This window comes from Achromobacter sp. GW823-FHT04E03, from assembly GCF_058796095.1.
This window is the reverse complement of record NZ_JBXAIJ010000002.1, coordinates 1,375,737-1,397,991: the sequence shown is the minus strand read 5'-3', so window position 1 is coordinate 1,397,991 and position 22,255 is coordinate 1,375,737. Positions and strand designations below refer to the sequence as shown.

Below are 22,255 nucleotides of genomic sequence, written 5' to 3'. Positions count from 1 at the left end.
ATTACCAGTGCCATAGTGCGCCATCATGCGCCTGCCGGTTGACCGGCAGGTAGGCGCGTTGGTAGGGATATCTGGCGGCGAGCTTTTCGTCGATGTCGACACCATGGCCCGGCGCGTCGCCAGGGTATAGCATGCCCTGATTGAAGCTGTAAGCATGGGGAAACACTGCGTCCGTTTCGTCCGTGTGCCGCATGTACTCCTGGATGCCGAAATTCGGCACCCACAGGTCGAAATGCAGAGCGGCTCCCATGCAGGCTGGCGACAGGTCGGTGGCGCCGTGGCAGCCGGTCCGGACCTGATAGAGCGCGGCCAGATCGGCAATGCGGCGCAGATGCGTTATGCCGCCCGCATGCACCACCGTGGCGCGGATGTAGTCGATCAGCTGGTTTTCGATCAGGTCCTTGCAGTCCCAGATGGTGTTGAAGACTTCGCCCACCGCGATCGGCGTGACCGTGTGCTGGCGGATCAGCCGGAAGGCTTCCTGGTTTTCCGCGGGCGTGGCGTCCTCCATCCAGAACAGGCGGTAGGGCTCCAGCGACTTGCCCAGGCGGCCGGCCTCGATGGGCGTGAGCCGGTGATGCACATCGTGCAGCAGATGGGTGTCCCAGCCCACTGCGTCGCGCACCCGCTGGAACAGGCGCGGCGCGTGGTCCAGATACTTTTCCGTGGACCAGTCATGCTCGGAGGGCAACGACCCGTCGGCGGGTTCGTAGAACATGCGGCCGCGCCCCACGCCATAGACCGAGTTCAGGCCCGGCACCCCGCTTTGCGCGCGGATGGCCAGATAGCCCATCTCGCGGTAGCGCAGCACCTCGTCCACGGTTTCGTCGATGTCGCGGCCATTGGCGTGACCGTAGACCATGACGCCCGAACGACTCTTGCCGCCCAGCAACTGGTACAGCGGCATGCCTGCGGCCTTGGCCTTGATGTCCCACAAGGCCGTGTCCACGGCGGCGATCGCAGACATGGTGACCGGACCGCGCCGCCAATATGCGCCGCGGTACAGGTACTGCCAGATATCCTCGATCTGCTGCGGATCGCGGCCGATGAGGCAGGGAATCACGTGCTCGGTCAGGTAGGCCGCCACGGCCAGCTCACGGCCATTGAGCGTGGCATCGCCGATGCCGTACAGGCCTTCATCGGTTTCGATCTTCAAGGTAACGAAATTGCGGCCGGGGCTGCAGACGATGACGCGCGCTTGGGTAATCTTCATGGATGGTCCTGTGGAATGCTGGAAACCCCTGGCCGACGCCGGGCGCCTACATCACCGCGCCCAACTGCCAAGGCACGAACTCGTTCTGGCCGTAGCCATGTTCCTCGCTGCGCGTGCGCCGGCCCGAGGCTGTTTCCAGCATCAGACGGAATATGCGCTCGCCCATGCCGGCCACGCTTTGCGCGCCGTCAACCACTTCGCCGCAATTGATGTCGATGTCGTCGGACTGCCGTTGCCACAGCGCCGTGTTGGTCGACAGCTTCAAGGACGGCGCGGGCGCACAGCCGTAGGCCGAGCCGCGGCCGGTGGTGAAGCAGATCAGGTTGGCGCCGCCCGCGACCTGGCCGGTGGCGGACACCGGGTCGTAGCCCGGCGTATCCATGAACACCAACCCGCGCGCCCTCACCGTTTCGGCGTATTCGTACACGTCGGCCAGGCGGGTCGTGCCGCTCTTGGCGATGGCGCCCAGGGATTTCTCCAGGATGGTGGTCAGCCCGCCCGCCTTGTTGCCGGCCGAGGGGTTGTTGTCCATTTCCGCATCGTTGCGGGCGCAGTAGTCCTCCCACCAGCGCAGCCGGGCCAGCAGCTTGGCCGCGACTTCGGGCGTGGCGGCGCGCCGGGTCAGCAGGTGCTCGCCGCCATAGATCTCCGGCGTCTCCGACAGGATGGCGCTGCCGCCATGGCGTACCAGCAGGTCCACGGCGGCGCCCAGCGCCGGATTGGCGCTGATGCCCGAATAGCCGTCGGACCCGCCGCATTGCAGGCCCACGGTCAACATGCTTGCAGGCACTGGCTGGCGCTGGACGCGGTCGGCCTGCGCCAGCATGGCGCGCACCAGTTCAATGCCATGCTCCACGGTCTTGCGCGTGCCGCCGGTCTCCTGGATGTTGAAGGTATGCAGCAAGCCGCTCTCGCGCAGCCCCTCTTGCTCCATCAGGCCGCCGATCTGGTTGGTTTCGCAGCCCAGGCCCAGCACCAGCAGGCCCGCGAAATTGGGATGGCGGGCGTAGCCGCCCAGCGTGCGGCGCAAGAGGCGCAGCGGTTCGCCCTCGCTGCCCGTGGCGCAGCCGGCGCCATGCGTCAGCGCCACCACTCCGTCCACGTTGGGATAGGCCGCCAGCGCGTCCGGATGGATATCGCGACGGAAATGGTCGGCGATCGCGCGCGCGGCGGTGGCCGAACAGTTCACGCTGGTGAGAATGCCGATGTAGTTGCGCGTGGCGACGCGGCCGTCGGCGCGCACGATGCCGTCGAACTGCGCGGGCGCGTCGACGTAATCGGTGGCGCGCGCGTCGACGCCCACGGCGTAATCGCGCTCGAAGTCGGAGAACTCCAGGTTGTGCGTGTGGACATGCGCGCCGGGCGCGATGTCGCAGCGCGCGACACCGATGATCTGGTTGTAGCGGCGCACCGGCTCGCCCGCGGCGATGGCGCGCGTTGCCACCTTGTGCCCTGGCGGCACCAGGCCGCGCACGACGACGTCTTCGCCAGCCAGGCGCGTGCCGCCGGCCAGCTGGCGCCTGGCGATCACCACATTGTCCGCCGGGTGGATGCGTATGACGGCGGTATCGGTTTCAGACATGAATGCCTCCTGGCGTTCTCGCGCCGCTAACCGTCGATCAGCGCAGGATCCCAGGCGTGGACGCGCTGCTGCTGTTCGCCCAGGCCGGCAATGCCCAGCCGCATCTCGTCGCCGGCCTTCAGGTACACGGGCGCCGGCTTCTGGCCCATGCCCACGCCCGGCGGCGTGCCGGTGCTGATCAGGTCTCCCGGGTACAGGGTCATGAAGCGGCTGACGTAGGACACCAGTTGCGCCACGCCGAACACCATGGTGCGGGTGCTGCCGTTCTGATAGCGCTTGCCATTGACGTCCAGCCACATGTCCAGCGCCTGCGGGTCGGCGATCTCGTCGGCGGTGACCAGCCACGGGCCGACCGGGCCGAAGGTATCGCAGCCCTTGCCCTTGTCCCAGGTACCGCCGCGCTCGATCTGGTATTCACGCTCGGACACGTCGTTGACCACGCAATAACCGGCCACGTGCTTCATGGCGTCCGCCTCGCTGACGTAGCGGGCCCGCTCGCCGATCACCACGCCCAGCTCGACTTCCCAGTCGGTCTTGACGGAGTCCTGCGGCAGCACCACAGGATCGTTGCAGCCGACCACGGCCGAGGTTGGCTTCATGAAGACCACAGGCTCGGCCGGCACCGGCAGGCCCGACTCCGCTGCGTGGTCGGCGTAGTTCAGACCGATGCAGATGAACTTGCCCATGCCGCTCCAGGGCGGAGCCAGGCGGCCCGGGCGATCCACCAGCGGCAGGCTGGCCGGGTCCAGCGCGCGCAGCGGCGCAAGGCCGGCGCGCGTGAGCATGGCGGCGCCTATGTCCGGCAGGACCGCCGACAGGTCCCGCACCTGCCCGCGGGCGTCCAGCATTCCGGGCTTCTCCGCGCCTTTCGCACCATAGCGCAACAGTTTCATCGCATGTTCCTCATTTGTATGTGGTGAATGTTCAGTTGGACCAGCCGCCGTCGATGACCTGGGCGGTGCCGGTGGTAAAGGCGGACTCGTCGCTGGCAAGGTACACCGCCAGCAGGGCGATTTCCTCGGCGCTGCCGATGCGGCCCATGGGCTGGCGGGCGACGAAGGCGGCCTCCACCACGGCCAGCGTCTGCCCGCCGGCGCTGGCCTGCGCTTCGATGCGCTGGCGCAGCGAAGGCGATTCCACCGTGCCCGGGCAGATGGCGTTGCAGCGTATGCCCTGCCCGACGTAATCCGCGGCCACGGACTTGGTCAGCCCGATCACCGCTGCCTTGGTGGCGCCGTAGACGCAGCGGTTGGGCGCGCCCTTGATGCTGGACGCCACCGAGGCCATGTTGACGATGGAGCCCCCGCCCCGCGCCAGCATGCCGGGCAGGCAGGCGCGGATCATGCGGTACATGGACTTCACGTTCAGTTCGAACGAGAAGTCCCAGGCTTTTTCATCGCAGTCCAGGATGGTTCCGGCATGCACGAAGCCGGCGCCGTTGAACAATACGTCCACCGGCCCCGCCTCGGCGACCAGCGCGCCGATGGCGGCGGCGTCGGTCACGTCCAGCACGCGGCGCCGGCATCCCGCCAGCGTCTCCAGCGCCCCGCCGTTGATGTCCAGCGCCAGCACGTCGGCGCCTTCGCGGGCATAGGCCTCGGCCACGGCGCGGCCTATGCCTTGCCCCGCGGCGGTGACGACGGCGGTCTTGCCTTGCAGCCTTCCAGTCATGACGTCTTCCTTTTTACTTGGCCATGCCCATGGCGGTGGGCAGCCAGAGCGTGATCTGGGGGATATAGGTAATGGCGATCAGCGCCACGAACAGGGGCACCAGCCATGGCAGGATCGCGACCGTGGTCCGTTCCACCGACAGCTTGGACACGCGCGCCAGCACGAACAGCACCATGCCCATGGGCGGATGCAGCAGGCCGATCATCAGGTTCAGCGTCATGATCAGGCCGAAATGGATCGGATCGATGCCGAGCTTGAGCACGATGGGCAGCAGGATAGGCACCAGGATGGTGATGGCGGCGATAGTGTCGATGAAGCAGCCCACGATCAGGATCAGGACGTTGGCCATCAGCAGGAACACCCATTTGTTCTGGGTCACGCTGAGTATGCCGTCGGTCAGCGCCTGGGCCGCCTGGGTGGTGGTCAGCAACCAGGCGAACACCGAGGCTGCGGTGACGATGAACAGCACCGACGCCGTGGTCTCGATGGTGTCGAAAGTCGCCTTGGCCAAGGTCCGCAAGGTCATGGAGCGATAGCGCACCAGTCCCAGGAACAAAGCCCATATCACCGCGGCCACCGCGGCCTCCGTGGGCGTGAACCAGCCCAGCGTCATGCCGCCGATCAGGATGACGGGCGCCATCAGCGCCATCACCGCCGAAAAGTTGTAGCGCCAGTCCAGCGCCAGCAACACGGCAAAGGCGATGCCTGCGGCCAGGTTCGCCGACATGCCGGCCTCGGTCATGAGCCAGATCGCCAGCGGGAACGCCAGCACGATGCCGACTTCCAGCCCGGCGGCGCCCAGGCGCTTCCAGTCGAAGGACACGTCGCCGCCCCAGTTGTTGCGGCGCGCGTAATAGGCCACGGTCAGCATCATCAGCACGGTCAGGACCGCGCCGGGAATCAGGCCGGCCAGGAACAGCGAGCCGATCGACACGTTGGCCATCATGCCGTAGATGACGAAGGGCAGCGACGGCGGAATGATGGGACCCAGCGTGGCCGAGGCGGCCGTCACCCCCACCGCGAACTCGGTTTCGTAGCCGTGGTCCTTCATGGCCTTGATTTCGATGGTGCCCAGGCCCGCGGCGTCGGCAATGGCCGTACCCGACATGCCGGCGAACACCACCGAACCGATGATGTTCACCTGCCCCAGTCCGCCGCGCATCCAGCCCACCAGCGCAACGGCGAAGTTATAGATGCGGCCGGTGATGCCCGCGATGTTCATCAGGTTGCCGGCCAGGATGAAGAACGGCACGGCCAGCAGGGGGAAGGACTCCACCCCCGCGATCATGCGCTGCGCCACCACCACGTCGGGCACGCTGCCAGAAATCAGCACGAACAGCAGCGATGCGCCTGCCATGGCCACCGCCACCGGCAGGCCGAAGATCATCAACAGCAGAAAGGTTCCGATCAGTATGCCCATGTCTCGCTTCCGGTTGTCGTTGTCGGATTCCGGGGCCGCCCCGGCTAGTCCTGCGACTCGTAGGCCGCGGGGTTTTCCAGGATGGAGTAGCCCTGGCGCCAATTGCAGATCGACACCTGCACCGAGCGCAGGAACATCAGGACGAATCCCGCCAGCGCCATCCAGTAGACATAGGCCTTGTTCCAGAACAGCGTGGTCATGGGCTCGTCGCCCACCAGCGCGATGTAGCGGTAGGTGAGCCACACCGCATAACCGAAGAACGCCGTGCGCAGCAGGTCGATGACGGTGGCCAGCGTGCGACCGACGGGGCGCGGCAGGTAGCGGTACAGGAAATCCACCTGGATGTGGCGGCAGGCGCGCACGCACATGGCCGAGCCGATGAACACCACGCCGATCAGGCAATAGACGGCCAGTTCCTCGGTCCAGGCGTAGGAGTCGTTAAGCACATAGCGCGAAAAGAACTGCAGGAAGACCAGCAGCGCCATGGTCCAGAAAATACCCAGGCAGATCCAGTCCTCGGGCTGGTAGCCCGCCAGGCTGACCTCGTGATGATCGGCTTCCTCGAAACTCTGGACGATCTCCTGCGCCGTGGCGGGCGGCTGGTGCCCCGCGGGATGGACAGGGTTGTTGCTGGCGGCCGCCATCACGGCGGCCTTGGCATCGGAATGCATGGCGTTCCCCTTGTGCGGAGTCGGACGGGTCGATGCGGGGCCGCGGGGCGGCCCCGGGCGCGCTTACTTCACGGCCTGAATCCGTTCCCAATCCGATTTTTCGTAGCCGTACTGCTTGAACGGCACTTTCTCCAGCACGGTGTCGCGGAAGTCCTGGACGTTCACCTCCGCCACGTTCAGGCCGCGCTTGCGAAACACCTCGACCATCTTCTTCTCGCTTTCGGCGACCTCGGCGGAAGCCTTCTCGGCCGCCTGCTGCGCCACTTCGGCAAAGATCTTCTTGTCCTCGTCGGACAGGCTCTTCCACAGCTTGCCCGAGATCACCGTGTTCAGGTGATCGACGATATGGCCGGTGAGGATGATGTTCTTCTGCACTTCGTAGAACTTCTTGGCCTCGATGGTGGTGAGCGGGTTCTCCTGCGCCTCAACGGTGCCGTTCTGCAAAGCCAGGTAGACCTCGGCGAAGGCGATCGGCGCGGTGTTGGCCCCGCAGGCGCGCGGCATGGCCAGATAGGCGGCCACGTCAGGCACGCGGATCTTCAGGCCCTTCATTTCGGAACACTTGGTGAATGGTCGGTTGGACGTGGTCTGGCGCGTGCCGTAGTAGGTGGTGGCGACGATGTGGTTGCCGCTTTTCTCGTCGTAGCCGCGCGTGAGTTCCTTGTAGATATCGCTCTTCGTGTAGGCGATCAGGTGCTCGGGATTGCGAAAGATGTAGGGGTAGTAGGTGACGCCGATACGGGGAAAGCTCTTGGCCGCGAAGCTGGAGCCGGAGATGATCATGTCCACCGTACCGAGGGTCAGGCCCTGGTTGATGTCGTTTTCCTTGCCCAGCTGCGAGGCCGGGTATACGTCGATCTGGTAACGGCCGTTGGTGCGCTTGCCGATTTCCTGCGCCGCCCAGACGGAGGCGGTATGGAAGGGTTCGGATGTTTCGTACACGTGGGCCCACTTGAGCTTGGTTTGCGCCACTACGCTGCCGCTGGCGGCGAGCGCCAGGGCGGCAACCAGCGCCTTGACGGCGTTGCCTAGGTTCATGTCGTCTCCTCGTTGTTTTTTGAATGCCCGGCGTGGCGGCCCATGGTGAGCCGCCAGCGGGGTCACGCTTCAACTACAAGTTGCACCTTGGTACTGCGACTGCGATCCGCCGCCAGCTCGAAGGCCTCGAACGCCTGCGACAACGGCAACTGCGCGCTCATCAGGGGCCGCACGTCCACCTTGCGCGTACGCAGGTAGGACACGGCCCAATCGAACTCCACGCCCGCGCGGAACGCGCCGACGTAGTCGAGCTCCCGCGCCATGATGTTGTTGGCCGGAAACGCAATGCCCTCGGCGGGCAACGTTCCCACTTGCACGATGCGGCCGCCGCGCCGCGTCGCCGTCAGGCAGGTCGCCAGCGCCGCCGGGCTGCCGGCGGCCTCGATGCTGATGTCGGCGATATCGGTCAGATCGGCGGGCGCGAGCTGGTCGCTGCGCACGGCCAGGTCGGCGCCGACCTGGCGCGCCATGTCCAGCGGCCGGTCGGCCACGTCCGCCACGGTCACGTGGGCCGCGCCCGCCAGCCTGGCGGCGAGCACGGTCATGCAACCTATGGTGCCGCCGCCCGTCACCAGCACGCGCTTGCCCATCATGGGACCCGCCCGGTTGACGCCATGCAGGCCGATGGACAGCGGCTCGGCACAGGCGATCTCGCCCAGCGTAACGTCTGCTTCCGGCACCGGCGTGAGTTGGCGTTCGCCCATGACGAAGCGCTCGCGGAACATGCCTTGCACGTGCGGATAGATGCTGGCGCTGCCGAGAAAGCGCATGTTGCGGCAAAGATTGTCGCGGCCGGCGCGGCAGTAATCGCAGCCGCCGCAAGGATGGGAAGGATTGATGGCGACCTTCATGCCCGGCGCCACCGACCGCACGGCATCGCCCGTGCGCAGCACGACGCCCGACGCCTCATGACCGGGGATGAGGGGTTCGCGGATGACGAAGGCCCCCACGCGGCCATGCAGGAAATAGTGCAGGTCGGATCCGCAGATGCCCGCGGCGCCCAGCCTCAGCTCCACCTCGTGCGGCGCCAGCGGCGCGACTTCGTCCGGTTCCAGGCGCAAGTCGCGCGCCCCGTGGATGCGGCAGGCCAGCGTCATGGCGACTTGCTCCTTGGCGTTCCGAACATCGGGCATCTGCGTGCGATGCTCATGATTCCGTCTGCTCCCGGCTATCCAAGAGCTGACCGGACGCGTCCGCGCCGGGCCAGCTTGCGGTAAGACGGTCGTGCGAGCAGGCCAGATGGTGGTGCATGGCGGCGCGCGCGCCGCGGTCGTCGCCAGCGCGGATGGCGTCGATCACCTTGCGGTGTTCAGCGATGGCGGCAGCCCAGCTGGACGGATTCTCGAAGTAGTCGCCCAGCTTCACAGACAGCGGATTGTGGCGCTCGTCGAACAGTTCGCTCACCACGCGCACCAGCACGGCGTTGTTCGCCATCTCGGCCACGCGCAGATGGAACAGGCGGTCTCCGCGGATCGGCACGTTGCCGGCCAGCGCCTCGTCTTCCATGGTACCGACGGCTTCGGCCAGCCCATCCACCAGCGCGGGCGTATTGCGCAACGCGGCCTGCGCGGCCAGCTCGCCCTCGATCACCTGGCGGGCCCGTATGGTTTCCAGAGGGCTCTCTGCCGTCAAGCTGGCGCGCGGTCCGCCGGCCAGGCTTTGCACATACACGCCCGAACCCATGCGGACTTCCACCCAGCCTTCGACCTCCAGCGCGATCAGCGCCTCGCGCACGGACGGACGCGACACGCCCAGCTTGAGCGCGAGATCGCGCTCGGGCGGCAGGCGCGCCCCAACCGGAAATTCGCCCGACTCGATCAGCAGGCGCAGCTGGTCGGCGATCTGGCGATACAGGCGGCGGGGTTCGATGGTCTGGATGGGCATGGACTGCGGGTGTACCGGTGGATAAGTCAGGCCAAAAGGTAAAGTGGCCTTACCAATTGACCAAATCTTGCGCCGGTGCGGGATACGTCACAATTAGGGTTTGCCCAAAGATGCGTGCGATGGCTTCGCGGGCAATGCATATCTGTTAAAAAGCCGCCACACCCAGCCCATTTTCCGCACCCATGTCACAGAATCCGCATCATTCGCCCTACAAAAGCACCGGGGGCCTGCGCCGCATCCTGAATGCGCTGCGCTACTCCCTGCAGGGTCTGCAGGCCGCGATCAAGTACGAGGCGGCTTTCCGCCAGGAGCTGGCGCTGGCCGTCCTGATGATCCCGGCCGCATTCTTCCTTGGCCGCACGACGGTTGAAGTGTTTTTCCTGGTGGGCACGGTCATCATGGTGCTGGCGGCGGAGCTGCTGAATTCCGCCATCGAGGCGCTGGCCGACGCGCTTTCCGTCGAATCGCACCCGCTCCTGGGGCGGGCCAAGGACCTGGGCAGCGCCGCCGTGATGCTGCTGCTGATCTTCGCCGGGACAGTCTGGGTAGGCGTGGCCATCAGCCGTTTCGTCATGCATTGACACCGCTAGTCATCTCCCGGGAGATGCGCCGCTATTTATACTGGAAGCCATGATGCCTAGATCGACGCCCGACTCCTCTGAGCGCATTGTCATCGTCGGCGGCGGCGCCGGCGGCCTGGAATTGGCGGCCAAGCTGGGCCGCGTGCATGGCCGGCAGCACATCACGCTGGTCGACAGCCGCCCCTTCCATATCTGGAAGCCCTCGCTGCACGAAGCGGCCGCCGGCACACTGGACATCCACCAGGAAGGCCTGTCCTACCTGATGCTGGCCCACATGAACGGGTTTTCGTTCGCGCAGGGCCGCCTGGAACACATCGACCGCGAGCAGCGCCGCATCACCGTGGACGCGGTGAACGACGCGCAAGGCCAGGAAGTCCTGCCACGCCGCGAGCTCGCCTACGACACGCTGGTCCTGGCTCTGGGCAGCACGTCCAACTTCTTCAATACACCCGGCGCGGCCGAACATGCGGTCACGCTGGATTCCACCGAAAACGCGGAGCAGTTCCGCCTGACCATGCTCAAGGCCATGGCCCTGGTGGATCAGGCCAAGGTGCGCAATCCCTCGGCCCGCCTGGATCTGGTGATCGTGGGCGGCGGGGCCACCGGCGTCGAGCTGGCCGTGGAGCTGGTCGAGGCCAGCCACGTGGTCAGCGCCTACGGCCTGCCGAATTTCCGCGCCGAACGCGATCTGGCCATCACCCTGGTGGAAGGCGCCCCGCGCATCCTGTCGGCCCTGCCCGAGAAGATCTCGGTCGCGGCCACCAACCGCCTGACGGAACTGGGCATCCGGGTGGAAGCGTCCTGCCGGGTCTCGGAAGTCACCGCCGACAGCGTCAAGACGGCCGACGGCCGCGAGTTCCCGGCCCAGCTCTGCATGTGGGCGGCAGGCATCCAGGGCCCGGCCCTGCTGGCCGGCCTGGACCTGCCGCTGAACAGGGTGGGCCAGGTGGAGGTGAACGAACGGCTGGAAACCGCCGATCCGCACATCCTGGCGCTGGGCGACTGCTGCGCCGCGCCGTGGCGCGACGGCCGCAGCGTGCCGGCCCGCGCGCAAGCCGCGCACCAGCAGGCCGACTATCTGGCCAAGAAACTCACCCCGCGCCTGCGCCATACGCCCGAGCCCACCACGCCCTATGTCTACGAGGACCACGGCTCGCTGGTGTCGCTGGGCCAGGACGCCGGCGTCGGCAGCCTGATGGGCAAGCTGGCCGGACGGGGACTGTTCGTAAGCGGTACACTGGCACGCCTGATGTACATGAGCCTGCACCTGATGCACCACAAAGCGGTGCTCGGCATCTCGCGTACCGCCTCCCTTGCCCTGGCCCGCCTGCTCATGCGGCGCACGCGCCCGCGGGTCAAACTGCACTGAACTCCCATGAATTTCCTGCAAAAACTCGAACACGCCTGGACCACCAGCAACTCGCTCCTGCAAGTCGGGCTGGATCCCGACCCGCAGCGCTTCCCCCGCGAACTGCAGGACAAGCCCGACGCCATCTTCCAGTTCTGCCGCGACATCGTGGACGCCACCGCGCCCTATGCCTGCAGCTTCAAGCCGCAGATCGCCTACTTCGCCGCCCATCGCGCCGAAGACCAGCTGGAAGCGCTGTGCCAGCACATCCGCGAAAAACACCCTGACCTGCCCATCGTGCTGGACGCCAAGCGCGGCGACATCGGCTCCACCGCCGAGAACTACGCCCGCGAAGCCTACGAACGCTACCAGGCGCACGCGCTGACGGTCAGCCCCTACATGGGCCTGGACTCGGTCGAGCCCTATCTGGCGTGGCGCGACCGCGGCGTGATCGTGCTGTGCCGCACCTCCAACCCCGGCGGTTCGGACCTGCAATTCCTGAAGATGGACAATGGCGAGCCGCTGTACCTGCACGTCGCGGGCCTGGTCGCCGACAAGTGGAACGCCAATGGCCAGTGCGGCCTGGTGGTGGGCGCGACCTTCCCGAATGAGCTGGCCGCGGTGCGCGCACGCATCGGCGACGCGGTGCCCCTGCTGGTGCCAGGTATCGGCGCCCAGGGCGGCGACATCACCGCCACCGTGAACGCCGGCGCCAACGCGGCCCGCAGCGGCATGATGATCAACTCGTCCCGCGCCATCATCTACGCCAGCGGCGGCGACGACTGGCGCGAGGCCGCCGGCACGGCGGCCAAGGGCCTGCGCGACGCGATCAACGCTGTGCGCTGATCCGGGGCATGGGGGCCGGCAGCCCCCTGCCGCGCAATCCGTTTCTCAGCGCCGGTTGACCGGCGCGCCCAACAATTCCAGCAACCCGCGCAGCGCGTAGTCCACCGCCGCCTGGCGCACCTGCGCACGGTCGCCGGGGAACACGTGCGTGACGGCGCGACTGCTGATGCCTTCGCCCGAACGCTGCGCAAAGCCGAAGCACACCATGCCCACCGGCTTGCCCGGCGTCGCGCCGCCCGGCCCGGCGATGCCGGTCGTGGACACCGCCACATGCGCGGCGGGAGACGCCAGCAGCACGCCGTTGGCCATCTCCAGCGCCACCGGTTCGCTGACGGCGCCGAAGTGGTGCAAGGCGTCGGGCGATACGTCCAGTTCAGCAACCTTGGCCTCGTTGCTGTAGGTCACGAAGCCGCGCTCGAACCAGTCGCTGGAACCGGCCACCGCCGTCATCGCGCCGGCCAGGAGGCCTCCGGTGCAGGATTCGGCCGTGCCCAGCATCCAGCCCTTGCGCCGCAGCGTTTCGCCCAGCCGTTCAACCAGCGCCAGCGAAGTGGCTTGCGCCAGTTGTTCGGCCGACAGATTGGGCCGGGTGCCTTCTTGTTGTCCGCTCATCCCAAGACTCCTGTGCGCACGACCAGCGCCATGACCAGCAGGGCGTATCCAGCCGCCACGATATCGTCCCACATCACGCCGAAACCGCCTTTGATATGGGCGTCAAAGAACTTGATGGGAGGCGGCTTGACGATGTCGAACGTGCGGAACAGCACGAACGCCAGCGCCTGCGGCAACCAGCCCGCGGGCGTCAGCCAGAGCACCAGCCAGAACGCCACCATCTCGTCCCAGACCATTCCGACATGATCCGACTGCTGGAGTTCACGCCCGACGCGATGGCAGGCCCAGCAGCCATACAAAAAAGCCAGCGCCAGGAATGCGCCGATCGCCCAATCCGAGGCTGCGGGCGCGGCGGCGACCCAGATCGCCCAGGCCAGCAGCGTGCCCCAGGTACCGGAGGCCGGCCGGATCAGGCCGCTGCCAAAGCCAAAGGCGATGAGCCGGCCCGGATCGCGGCAGACCCAGGACAGCGGCGGGTATGCGGTCCGGGCTCGGTCGCGCATGGAGGTGGGACGGTTGTCGGTCGACGGCATGGGTATGCGGGTTGGGACGCGGCGGATCAGGCCGCGGGAAAGTGATCGAAACCGGCCGGCAGCTCGGCGAGAGGCTGGCCCTGGCCGTCCAGCACGGACAGGCCCGGCTGCGCCTGGATCTGCCCCACGCGGGTCACGCGCGCGCCGGCCGCAGCCGCCGCCGCAAGCACGGCCTCGCGCCGGGAGGCGGGCGCGGTGAAGCATAGCTGGTAGACGTCGCCGCCGCCCAGCACCGCGCGGCGCAGCGGCGCTTCTTGCAAGCCAGCCAGGGCGGGCGACACAGGCATCGCGGCGTAATGCAGCATGGCGCCCACGCTGCTGGCAGCCAGGATATGACCCAGGTCCTGCAGCAGTCCGTCGGAAATGTCGATGGCGGCATGGGCGATGCCGCGCAAGGCCAGGCCCAGCGCGACCTGAGGCTCCGGCCATTCCAGCGCGCCGCGCGTCGCCGCCAGCAGCGCCGCGTCAGAGGGGTATTGCCCGTCCAGCAGGCGGTAGGCCACGTCGGCCGCCCCCAGCTCGCCGGACACCCAGATGTCGTCGCCAGCCCGGGCGCCATCGCGGCGCAAGGCCTGCCCGGCCGGCACGGCGCCGAACACAGTGACGCTGATGGCAAGGTCATGCGCGCTGCGCGTCGTATCGCCGCCGATCAGCGGGCAACCGTGAGCCGCAGCCAGCGCATGGAAGCCTGCGGCAAAAGCCGCAAGCCAGGGCTCGTCCAGCCGCGGCAAGGCCAGGCCCAGCACGCAGCCGATGGGGCGTGCGCCCATTGCAGCAAGGTCGGAAAGGTTCACCGCCAGGGCCTTATGCCCCAGCGCTTGCGGATCCACATCGGGAAAGAAATGGCGGCCTTCCAGCAGCAGGTCCGTGCTGGTGGCCACCTGTTCGCCGGGCGGGACCGGGAACAGGGCGCAATCATCGCCCACGCCCAGCAGGCCGGCAGGGGCCGCGCGGGTGAAATAGCGCGCGATCAGATCAAATTCGGACGCCAAGGCAACTCCGCAGTCCGGCACGGCAGGCCGGCATTGAAACCTACGGGGGCTTGCCGCCCCCACAAATCATGCGGCGCCCCGCACAACCAGGAAGAAACCCCAACCCACTCCTCACGCGGCAAGAAACAGGTGCCCCCCAAATCCGGGCCGCGCGGATCCGGCTCTGCCGGTCCGCAGCGGCGCCCCCCTGGGGGGGAAGCGCGCAGCGCTTCGGGGGGGGGAGAGGAAGCTACCTCTTGTTGACTTCGTGGGCGCGGACGTCGGCCGCCAGCTTGTCGAGCACGCCGTTGACGAACTTGAAGCCGTCGGTGCCGCCGAACGACTTGGCCAGTTCGACGGCTTCATTGATGGCGACCTTGTACGGCACTTCGACGTGATGAATCAGTTCGAAGCTGCCGATCAGCAGGATGCCATGCTCGACAGGCGACAGTTCGGCCAGCGGACGGTCGACGTAGGGCGTGAAACGCTCACGCAGCGAGGGCGCTTCGCGCAGCACGCCATGCAGCAAGGTCTTGAACCACTGCGCGTCGGCCTCGGAAAAATCCTCGGTGTCGCGCAGATGGGCGTCGATCTCGCCGGCGTCCTGCGTGCCTTCGCCGCCGCGCAGCAGCCACGCGTACACGCCCTGCAGGGCGAATTCGCGTGCGCGGCGGCGCGCGCTGCGCGCGTTGGCGCGGGCCTGCGCCGCGCTATCAGCGCTGGTCGTCGTCTTCTTCGTCGTCAAAATCTTCGTCCTCGTCTTCGTCGTCTTCGTCTTCTTCCTCGGGTTCCAGGGCCGCCACCAGGTTGGCCATTTCAACGGCCACCTGGGCGCAATCGCGGCCCTTGCCGGCCGCGCGCGCCTGCGCCTGCTCGTCGGTGTCGACGGTCAGCACGCCGTTGGCGACGGGGATGCCGGTTTCCAGGGAAATACGGGTGATTGCAGTGGCCATTTCATTGCTGACCACTTCAAAGTGATAGGTCTCGCCGCGGATGACCGCGCCCAGCGCGATCAGGGCGTCGAATTCAAACGTTTCGGCCATATGGGACAAGGCCACGCCCAGTTCCAGGGCGCCAGGAACGGTGGCGACCATCACGTCGCGCTCGTCCACGCCCAGTTCGGCCAGTTCCTTCAGGCACGCTTCGAGTTCGGCCTGGCCGATTTCTTCATTGAAGCGGGCGCGTACGATGCCGATGTGCAGCCCTTCGCCGTTCAGGTCGGGGGTAAGGATGTAAGGGTTCATAGGTCGGCCTTCAGTGTGTTGCGGGAGTATTCGGAGGGTCGCAATCGTAACCCGTAATGGTGAGCGAGAAGCCCGCCATGCTGGGCATCTTGCGCGGCCGGGCCAGCAGCTTCATCTGGCCCACGTTCAGGTCACGCAGAATCTGGGCGCCAATCCCGTAGGTACGCAGGCCGTAGCGGTCGGCGTTGCCGGGGTTGGCCTGGGCCTTGGAGTCGTTCCAACCGGCGATCTGGCCAAACAGGTGTTCCGTGGACGACTGGCAGTTCATCAGCACCAGCACGCCGGCGGGCGAGGCCGCGATGGCCTGCAAGGCCTGCGCCACGCCCCAGCTGTGCGGGCTGGCGCCGGTGTCCAGCACGTCCAGCACGGAGGCCGGCTCGTGCACGCGCACCAGCGTCTCGGCGTCGGGAGTCACGTTACCATGCACCAGCGCCAAATGGGCGGAGCCGGTGGCGGCGTCTTCATAGGCCACGGCCTCGAATTCGCCCCAGGCGGTCTGCATGGTGCGCTTGCCCACGCGCTTGACGATGGATTCGTGTTCGCTACGGTACTGGATCAGGTCGGCGATGGTGCCGATCTTCAGGCCGTGTTCGCGGGCGAACTGCACCAGGTCCGGCAGGCGGGCCATGGTGCCGTCCGGCTTGAGGATTTCACAGATCACGGCGGCGGGCGTCAGGCCGGCCATGGCGGTCAGGTCGCAGCCCGCCTCGGTGTGGCCGGCACGGACCAGCACGCCACCGGGCACGGCGCGCACCGGGAAGATGTGGCCGGGCTGGACCAGGTCCGCGGGCTTGGCGTCGCGCGCCACCGCCACCTGGATGGTGCGGGCGCGGTCGGCGGCCGAAATGCCGGTCTCGACGCCTTCGGCGGCCTCGATCGACTGGGTGAAGTTGGTGCCGTAGCGCGTGCCGTTGCGGGCCGCCATCAGGGGCAGGTCCAGTTGGCGGCAGCGCTCTTCGGTCAAGGTCAGGCACACCAGGCCGCGGCCGTGCGTCACCATGAAGTTGATGGCTTCGGGCGTGACGAATTCGGCGGCCATGACCAGGTCGCCCTCGTTTTCACGGTCTTCTTCGTCAACCAGGATGACGATGCGGCCGGCGCGCAGCTCGGCGATGATTTCGGCAACAGAGGCGATGCCGAAGGATTCCGGCTCGGAGCCGGGCAAAGGGGACAACTGGACGGACATGGCGGGCACGTAAACCAGGCGGGAAAGCCCGGATTTTACCGCCCCTGGAGGCGGAACCCCTATCCGGCCCTGCCAGCCCCGCCGGCCGGGGGTGTCCGGTAAACTTTCGCCCGGAGACCACCCCTAAAAAACCGAGCCAAGGAAACCCCACATGCAAGCCCTTGCGGCCATGCCTTTGACCGTCGCGGCGGCCGTCCGCGTCGTGCTGACCGACATCGACGACACGCTGACCACCGAGGGCCGCCTGCCGGCGGACGCCTATGCGGCGCTGGAGCGCCTGGAACAGGCCGGCATCCAGGTCGTGCCCATTACCGGCCGTCCCGCCGGCTGGTGCGACCACATCGCCCGCATGTGGCCGGTGCGCGCCGTGGTCGGCGAAAACGGCGCCTTCTATTACGCCTATGACCGCCAGGCCCGCCGCATGACCACCCACTACTGGACCGACGCCGCCTCGCGCCAGGCCAGCCGCCGGAAGCTGGACGCCATCCGCGACCGCGTCCTGGCCGAAGTGCCCGGCGCCGCCGTGGCCAGCGACCAGGACTACCGCGTGGCCGACCTGGCCATCGATTTCTGCGAGGACGTGCCCGCCCTGCCCGATACAGCGATCACCCGGATTGTCCAGATCTTCGAGGAAGCCGGCGCCCAGGCCAAGGTCAGCTCCATCCACGTCAACGGCTGGTTCGGCGACTACGACAAACTCACCATGACGCGCACCATGTTCCAGCGCGAGTTCGGCGCGGACGTGGCCGGCGCCCTGGACAGCACCCTGTTCATCGGCGACTCGCCCAACGACGAACCCATGTTCGCCTACTTCCCGATTTCGGTCGGCGTGGCCAACATCCAGGCCCAGCTGCATCGCCTGACGCACCGTCCCGCCTTCGTCGCCGCCTACCATGGCGGCGCGGGCTTCGTGGAAATGGCCGACCGGCTGCTGGCCGCGCGGTCCACCCAAGCACAGCCGGCCTGAGGTCCGCATACCGTGGCGACATCCCCTTCCGCTTCCTCTCCGGCCGCCAACGACGGCCGCCGCAGCATCCAGTCGATCGAGGTGGGCGTGCCCCTGCTGGCCGCCCTGGTCGACGCCGGCAAGCCCCTGACCCTGCGCGACCTGGCCGCGGGCGCCGGCATGACCTCGGCCAAGGCGCACCCCTACCTGGTCAGCTTCATCCGCGTCGGCCTGGTGCAGCAGGACGCCATCACCGGCCAGTACGAACTGGGCCCCTTCGCTCTGCAGATGGGCCTGGTCAGCCTGCAGCGCCTGGACCCCGTGCGCGTCGCCATGCCGGAAATCGCCAAGCTGCAATCGGAAATCGGCCACACGCTGGGCATTGCCGTGCTCGGTTCGCACGGCCCCACCATGATCCACATGACCGAAGCCAGCTACCCGGTCCACGTGAACATGCGCAAGGGCACGGTGATGTCCATGCTGCACACGGCCACCGGCCTGGTGTTCGCGGCCTGGCTGCCGCCCAAGGTCAGCGAGCACTACATCGCGCGCGAGGAAGGCGACACGGCCGTCATCGCCAGCATGCCACCGCCGCGCAAGGCGTCCCGCGCCAACATCGAGGCGCAACTGGCCGACATCCGCGTGCACGGCATGGCGCGCGCCCTGGGCAACCCGCTGCCAGGCGTGGACGCGCTGTCGGTGCCGGTCTTCGACAACACCGGCAATATCGCCCTGGCCCTGACCAGCCTGGGCCCCACGGGACTGTTCGATGTGGCCTGGGACGGCGCCATCGCCCGGCCGCTGCTGGCCTGCGCGCAGGAAATCTCGCGCAAGCTCGGTTACCGGAGCTGAGCCAAACGGCGAATTTCGCGCAAAAACGAACATAAATCGAACAAAGCGAACAAAAGCCGAAAAGAAACACAGGGACTTTCCCGAGTGCGTCCCCTCCTCTTCCATGTTTGAATTCAGGTTGAATTAAGTGACACGTCACACAAACAAAGAAAGAGGAGACACAAGATGCAAGCTCTGCGCCTGCTTCAAGCGGCCACGCTGGCCGCCTTCGCCCTGGGCACGTCCGCCGCGCAAGCCGCCGACGCCTGCACCAACCGCGGCGACCTGGACCAGATGTACTGCGACGCCAACAAGGACCTGGTGGCCGACACGCCCACCGATCCGGCCAAGCTGAAGACCCCGTCCACCCTGGTATTCACCTACACCCCGGTGGAAGACCCGGCGGTCTACGAAGACATCTTCAAGCCCTTCACCAAGCACCTGTCCGAATGCACGGGCAAGCGCGTGGTGTTCTATCAGGTGCAGAGCAATGCCGCGGAAATCGAGGCCATGCGCTCGGGCCGCCTGCACGTGGGCGGCTTCTCGACCGGCCCCACTGCCTTCGCCGTGAACATCGCGGGCGCCGTGCCGTTCGCGGTCAAGGGCTATGCCGACGGCTTCCAGGGCTACAACCTGATCGTCATCGTCAAGAAGGACAGCCCCTACCAGAAGCTGACCGACCTGAAGGGCAAGAAGCTCGCGCACACTGCCCCCTCGTCGAACTCGGGCCACATGGCGCCGGTCGCGCTGTTCCCCAAGGAAGGCCTGACTCCCGACAAGGACTACAAGGTCATCTTCTCCGGCAAGCACGACCAGTCCGTCATGGGCGTGAACTCCGGCGACTACGACGCCGCTGCCGTGGCCTCGGACGTGTTCAAGCGCATGGTCGAGCGCGGCCAGGTCAAGGAAGCCGACTTCCGCGTGATCTACAAGAGCGAGAAATTCCCGACCTCGTCGTTCGCCTACGCGCATGACCTGGAGCCCAAGTTCCGCGACCAGATGCTCAAGTGCTTCTACGACTACCGCTTCCCCGCGGAAATGTCCAAGGCCTTCGACGGCGCCGACCGCTTCTACCCGGTGACCTACGAGAAGGACTGGGCCATCGTGCGCCAGGTCGCCGAATCCGGCGGCGAAAGTTTCAACCGCGCTGCCTACGACCGCGAATCCGCCAAGAGCAAGAAGTAATTCCGTATGACGACGTCGCTACGCATTTCCGGCCTGGTGAAGGAATACCGGGCCGGCCGGCCGGTACTCAACGGCATCGACCTGCAGATCGCGGGACAGGGGCTTACAGCCATCATCGGCCCCTCGGGCACCGGTAAAAGCACGCTACTGCGTTGCATCAACCGGCTGATCGAACCCACCAAGGGCGAGATCGTGCTGCAGTCGAAGGACGGGTCCGTGGACCTGGCCCGCGTGCGCGGCGCGTCGCTGCGCCGCGCACGCCGCCGCATCGGCATGGTGTTCCAGGAATACAACCTGGTCGAACGCCTGACGGTCATGGAAAACCTCCTGACCGGACGGTTGGGCTACACCTCCGCCGTGAAGGCCTGGATGCGCCGCTTCGAGCCCGAGGACATCCAGCACGCCTACAAGCTGCTGGACACCGTGGGCCTGGCGGGTTTCGCCGACCAGCGCGCCGATGCGCTGTCGGGCGGCCAGCGCCAGCGCGTAGGCATTGCCCGCGCGCTGATGCAGCGCCCGCAGCTGCTGCTGGCCGACGAGCCCACGTCCTCGCTCGACCCCAAGACCTCCGTCGAGATCATGGAACTGCTGTCCGAACAGGGCAGCGCCACGGGCATTCCCGTCATTGTCAACATCCACGACGTCGAACTCGCCCGCCGCTACGCCACCCGCATCGTCGGCATGTCCGGCGGCCACGTGGTCTATGACGGCGACGGCCAGGGGCTGGACGCCGCCATGCTCAAGACCATCTACGGAGGCGAGTCTTGGCTGGAATGATCCCACCCAAGGGCGCCCGCCCCTTCGCCATGTCCGGGCGCGCCAAGGCCGGCGTGCTGCTGCTGCTGGCCTACACGCTGTATGCCGGCGCGCAGCTGGACTTCAGCTGGGCGCGTTTCGAAACCGGCATGGGGCACGCGTCCACGTTCCTGGCGCGCATGTTTCCGCCCAACTTCGAAAAGCCCGCCACCTTGTGGAAGGGCATCGCGGAAAGCCTGGAGATCGCGGTGCTGGCCTCGGTGCTTGGCATCATCATCGCGCTGCCCATCGGTTTGCTGGGCGCGCGCAACATGATGCCCACCTGGGTATCGTGGCCCGCCCGCGCCATCGTGGCCCTGTGCCGCGCGCTGCATCCCGTCATCGTCGCCATCCTGTTCGTCAAGGCCGTGGGCTTTGGCGCGCTGGCCGGCATCCTGGCGCTGACGGTCGCCTCGGTCGGCTTCATCGGCAAGCTGTTCACCGAGGCCATCGAAGAGATTTCGTTAAAGCAGGTGGAAGCCGTGCGCGCCACGGGCGCCTCGTTCGCCAACGTCATCATCTTCGGCGTGCTGCCGCAGGTATTCGCCCGCTTCATCGGCTTTGCCACCTACCAGTTCGACTCCAACCTGCGCAACTCCACCATGGTGGGGATCGTGGGCGCGGGCGGCGTGGGCGGCACGCTGTTCTCGGCGTTCCAGCGCTTTGACTACGATTTCGTCAGCGCCATCCTGCTGACCCTGATCGCCATCATCATGCTGGGTGAAATCCTGGCCGGCTTCGTGCGCGCCGTGTTCCTGGACAACCTGGGATTCGAACGCATCCTGCAAGGCCGCTTCGCGGGAGCGCGCGGCATCGGCAGCGGCGCAACTCCGGTCAAGCGCCGTGCGGAGGTGGACGAATGAACGCCCACGCATCCACCTTCAATCCACCGGGTTCGCCGCGCGTCTGGCAACGCTACAGCATGGGCCAGCGCCTGCTGCGCTTCGCGCTCTACCTGCTGGTGGTCGCGGCCATCGTGCAGGCGATCCGCGGCGTCGAGATCATTCCGGAGTTCCTGTACGACGCGCCCGAGCAGATGGCCGATCTGTTCCAGCGCATGTGGCCGATAGACTGGGCCTACTACCCGGAAGGCGTGCACGGCGCGCTGATCGAAACGCTGCACATCGCCACGCTGGGCACCATCCTGTCCGTGGTGATGGCGGTGCCGGTGGGCCTGCTGGCGGCCAACAACCTCACGCCCAGCAAGACCGTCAACATGCTGGCCAGGCTGATCCTGGTGTCCAGCCGTTCGGTCAATTCGCTGGTGTGGGCGCTGCTGTTCATCGCCATCTTCGGGCCCGGCGCGCTGGCCGGCACGCTGGCCATTGCGTTCCGCTCCATCGGCTTCGTCGGCAAGCTGGTGGGCGAAGCCATCGAGGAAGCGCAGCGCGGCCCGATCGAGGCCGTCACCGCCACCGGCGCCAGCAAGGCATCCGTGATCTGGTACGCCTACTGGCCGCAGATCCGCCCCGCCTTCTGGTCCATCGTGCTGCTGCGCTGGGACATCAACGTGCGCGAATCGGCGGTACTTGGCCTGGTGGGCGCGGGCGGCATCGGCATGGCACTGGACACGGCGCTGAACCTGTTCCAGTGGGACCGCGTGGCCCTGGTGCTGGCTGCCATCTTCGCGGTGGTGGTCGTGGCCGAAATCATCATCACCCAGGTCCGCAAACGCATCCTCTGACGCGTCCGCGGATC

Annotated in this window: 24 protein-coding genes; 9 read left to right on the top strand and 15 right to left on the bottom strand. The window is 66.9% G+C overall.

Translation table 11 applies throughout. The annotated features are described in order from the left end of the window. Position 1: 1 nt before the first annotated feature. The 9 genes from manD to AC1RHV_RS17685 form a co-directional block, all read right to left on the bottom strand. The gene (gene manD, locus AC1RHV_RS17725; protein ID WP_054451915.1) at positions 2-1,213 is read right to left on the bottom strand and encodes a D-mannonate dehydratase ManD; all 1,212 of its coding nucleotides are present in this window, start codon (positions 1,211-1,213) and stop codon (positions 2-4) included. 46 nt (positions 1,214-1,259) lie between these two features. Continuing rightward, positions 1,260-2,795, bottom strand: a complete 1,536-nt coding sequence (locus tag AC1RHV_RS17720; RefSeq protein WP_119451998.1) for a UxaA family hydrolase — start codon at positions 2,793-2,795, stop codon at positions 1,260-1,262. A 26-nt stretch (positions 2,796-2,821) separates the two neighbouring features. Then, positions 2,822-3,688 (bottom strand): fumarylacetoacetate hydrolase family protein, encoded by an 867-nt coding sequence (locus tag AC1RHV_RS17715; protein ID WP_125472472.1) that lies wholly within the window; start codon positions 3,686-3,688, stop codon positions 2,822-2,824. A 31-nt stretch (positions 3,689-3,719) separates the two neighbouring features. Next, a complete protein-coding gene (locus AC1RHV_RS17710) occupies positions 3,720-4,466 on the bottom strand; it encodes an SDR family oxidoreductase (RefSeq protein ID WP_175160379.1) in 747 nt (248 codons plus the stop codon). A 13-nt stretch (positions 4,467-4,479) separates the two neighbouring features. Continuing rightward, positions 4,480-5,886, bottom strand: coding sequence for a TRAP transporter large permease (locus tag AC1RHV_RS17705; RefSeq protein ID WP_175160381.1), 1,407 nt, complete (start codon positions 5,884-5,886; stop codon positions 4,480-4,482). A gap of 44 nt (positions 5,887-5,930) precedes the next feature. Continuing rightward, positions 5,931-6,557, bottom strand: coding sequence for a TRAP transporter small permease (locus tag AC1RHV_RS17700; RefSeq protein WP_125472475.1), 627 nt, complete (start codon positions 6,555-6,557; stop codon positions 5,931-5,933). A 63-nt stretch (positions 6,558-6,620) separates the two neighbouring features. After that, a complete protein-coding gene (locus tag AC1RHV_RS17695; protein WP_054451920.1) occupies positions 6,621-7,595 on the bottom strand; it encodes a sialic acid TRAP transporter substrate-binding protein SiaP in 975 nt (324 codons plus the stop codon). Between the two features lie 62 nt (positions 7,596-7,657). Further along, positions 7,658-8,728 (bottom strand): L-idonate 5-dehydrogenase, encoded by a 1,071-nt coding sequence (locus AC1RHV_RS17690; protein ID WP_342357251.1) that lies wholly within the window; start codon positions 8,726-8,728, stop codon positions 7,658-7,660. A gap of 13 nt (positions 8,729-8,741) precedes the next feature. Beyond that, positions 8,742-9,479 carry a FadR/GntR family transcriptional regulator gene (locus AC1RHV_RS17685; RefSeq protein WP_175160383.1) on the bottom strand — a complete coding sequence of 246 codons (738 nt, stop codon included), beginning with the start codon at positions 9,477-9,479 and terminating at the stop codon, positions 8,742-8,744. Between the two features lie 182 nt (positions 9,480-9,661). Here AC1RHV_RS17685 and AC1RHV_RS17680 point away from each other — a divergent pair, with 182 nt between their 5' ends. Genes AC1RHV_RS17680 through pyrF form a run of 3 tightly spaced genes read left to right on the top strand, consistent with a single transcriptional unit; the run spans position 9,662 to position 12,254 of the window. Beyond that, on the top strand, positions 9,662-10,060 hold the full coding sequence (locus AC1RHV_RS17680; RefSeq protein ID WP_054451923.1) for a diacylglycerol kinase: 399 nt from the start codon (positions 9,662-9,664) through the stop codon (positions 10,058-10,060). A gap of 49 nt (positions 10,061-10,109) precedes the next feature. After that, entirely contained in the window at positions 10,110-11,429 is a 1,320-nt protein-coding gene (locus AC1RHV_RS17675) for an NAD(P)/FAD-dependent oxidoreductase (RefSeq protein ID WP_492301503.1), read from the top strand. Positions 11,430-11,435: 6 nt separating this feature from the next. Further along, entirely contained in the window at positions 11,436-12,254 is an 819-nt protein-coding gene (gene pyrF, locus AC1RHV_RS17670) for an orotidine-5'-phosphate decarboxylase (RefSeq protein WP_054451925.1), read from the top strand. 45 nt (positions 12,255-12,299) lie between these two features. Here pyrF and AC1RHV_RS17665 read toward each other — a convergent pair whose 3' ends face one another. The 6 genes from AC1RHV_RS17665 to ribBA all read right to left on the bottom strand — a co-directional run bounded on the left by AC1RHV_RS17665 (position 12,300) and on the right by ribBA (position 16,800). Then, a complete protein-coding gene (locus tag AC1RHV_RS17665) occupies positions 12,300-12,866 on the bottom strand; it encodes a CinA family protein (protein WP_175212592.1) in 567 nt (188 codons plus the stop codon). Then, entirely contained in the window at positions 12,863-13,369 is a 507-nt protein-coding gene (locus AC1RHV_RS17660) for a phosphatidylglycerophosphatase A family protein (RefSeq protein WP_054452311.1), read from the bottom strand. Before AC1RHV_RS17660 ends, AC1RHV_RS17665 begins: the two co-directional genes overlap by 4 nt. Positions 13,370-13,425: 56 nt before the next feature. Next, positions 13,426-14,391: a thiamine-phosphate kinase gene (gene thiL / locus AC1RHV_RS17655; protein WP_119451993.1), complete on the bottom strand. Its 966-nt coding sequence runs from the start codon at positions 14,389-14,391 to the stop codon at positions 13,426-13,428. A 229-nt stretch (positions 14,392-14,620) separates the two neighbouring features. Next, entirely contained in the window at positions 14,621-15,115 is a 495-nt protein-coding gene (nusB, locus tag AC1RHV_RS17650; protein ID WP_492301500.1) for a transcription antitermination factor NusB, read from the bottom strand. Continuing rightward, positions 15,084-15,614, bottom strand: a complete 531-nt coding sequence (ribH, locus tag AC1RHV_RS17645) for a 6,7-dimethyl-8-ribityllumazine synthase (protein ID WP_006391339.1) — start codon at positions 15,612-15,614, stop codon at positions 15,084-15,086. Before ribH ends, nusB begins: the two co-directional genes overlap by 32 nt. A gap of 10 nt (positions 15,615-15,624) precedes the next feature. Then, entirely contained in the window at positions 15,625-16,800 is a 1,176-nt protein-coding gene (ribBA, locus tag AC1RHV_RS17640) for a bifunctional 3,4-dihydroxy-2-butanone-4-phosphate synthase/GTP cyclohydrolase II (protein ID WP_054451929.1), read from the bottom strand. A gap of 151 nt (positions 16,801-16,951) precedes the next feature. Between ribBA and AC1RHV_RS17635 the strand changes: the two genes are divergently transcribed. The 6 genes from AC1RHV_RS17635 to phnE (AC1RHV_RS17610) all read left to right on the top strand — a co-directional run bounded on the left by AC1RHV_RS17635 (position 16,952) and on the right by phnE (AC1RHV_RS17610) (position 22,241). Further along, the gene (locus tag AC1RHV_RS17635; protein WP_192352763.1) at positions 16,952-17,767 is read left to right on the top strand and encodes an HAD-IIB family hydrolase; all 816 of its coding nucleotides are present in this window, start codon (positions 16,952-16,954) and stop codon (positions 17,765-17,767) included. 12 nt (positions 17,768-17,779) lie between these two features. Then, entirely contained in the window at positions 17,780-18,598 is an 819-nt protein-coding gene (locus AC1RHV_RS17630; RefSeq protein ID WP_054451931.1) for an IclR family transcriptional regulator, read from the top strand. Positions 18,599-18,763: 165 nt separating this feature from the next. Further along, a complete protein-coding gene (gene phnD, locus AC1RHV_RS17625) occupies positions 18,764-19,762 on the top strand; it encodes a phosphate/phosphite/phosphonate ABC transporter substrate-binding protein (protein WP_054451932.1) in 999 nt (332 codons plus the stop codon). Positions 19,763-19,768: 6 nt separating this feature from the next. Then, a complete protein-coding gene (gene phnC, locus AC1RHV_RS17620) occupies positions 19,769-20,539 on the top strand; it encodes a phosphonate ABC transporter ATP-binding protein (RefSeq protein ID WP_054451933.1) in 771 nt (256 codons plus the stop codon). Then, on the top strand, positions 20,536-21,420 hold the full coding sequence (phnE, locus tag AC1RHV_RS17615; protein WP_054451934.1) for a phosphonate ABC transporter, permease protein PhnE: 885 nt from the start codon (positions 20,536-20,538) through the stop codon (positions 21,418-21,420). The genes phnC and phnE (AC1RHV_RS17615) overlap by 4 nt, the downstream gene beginning before the upstream one ends. Beyond that, positions 21,417-22,241, top strand: a complete 825-nt coding sequence (gene phnE, locus AC1RHV_RS17610) for a phosphonate ABC transporter, permease protein PhnE (protein ID WP_119449618.1) — start codon at positions 21,417-21,419, stop codon at positions 22,239-22,241. The genes phnE (AC1RHV_RS17615) and phnE (AC1RHV_RS17610) overlap by 4 nt, the downstream gene beginning before the upstream one ends. The last annotated feature ends 14 nt before the right edge of the window (positions 22,242-22,255 follow it).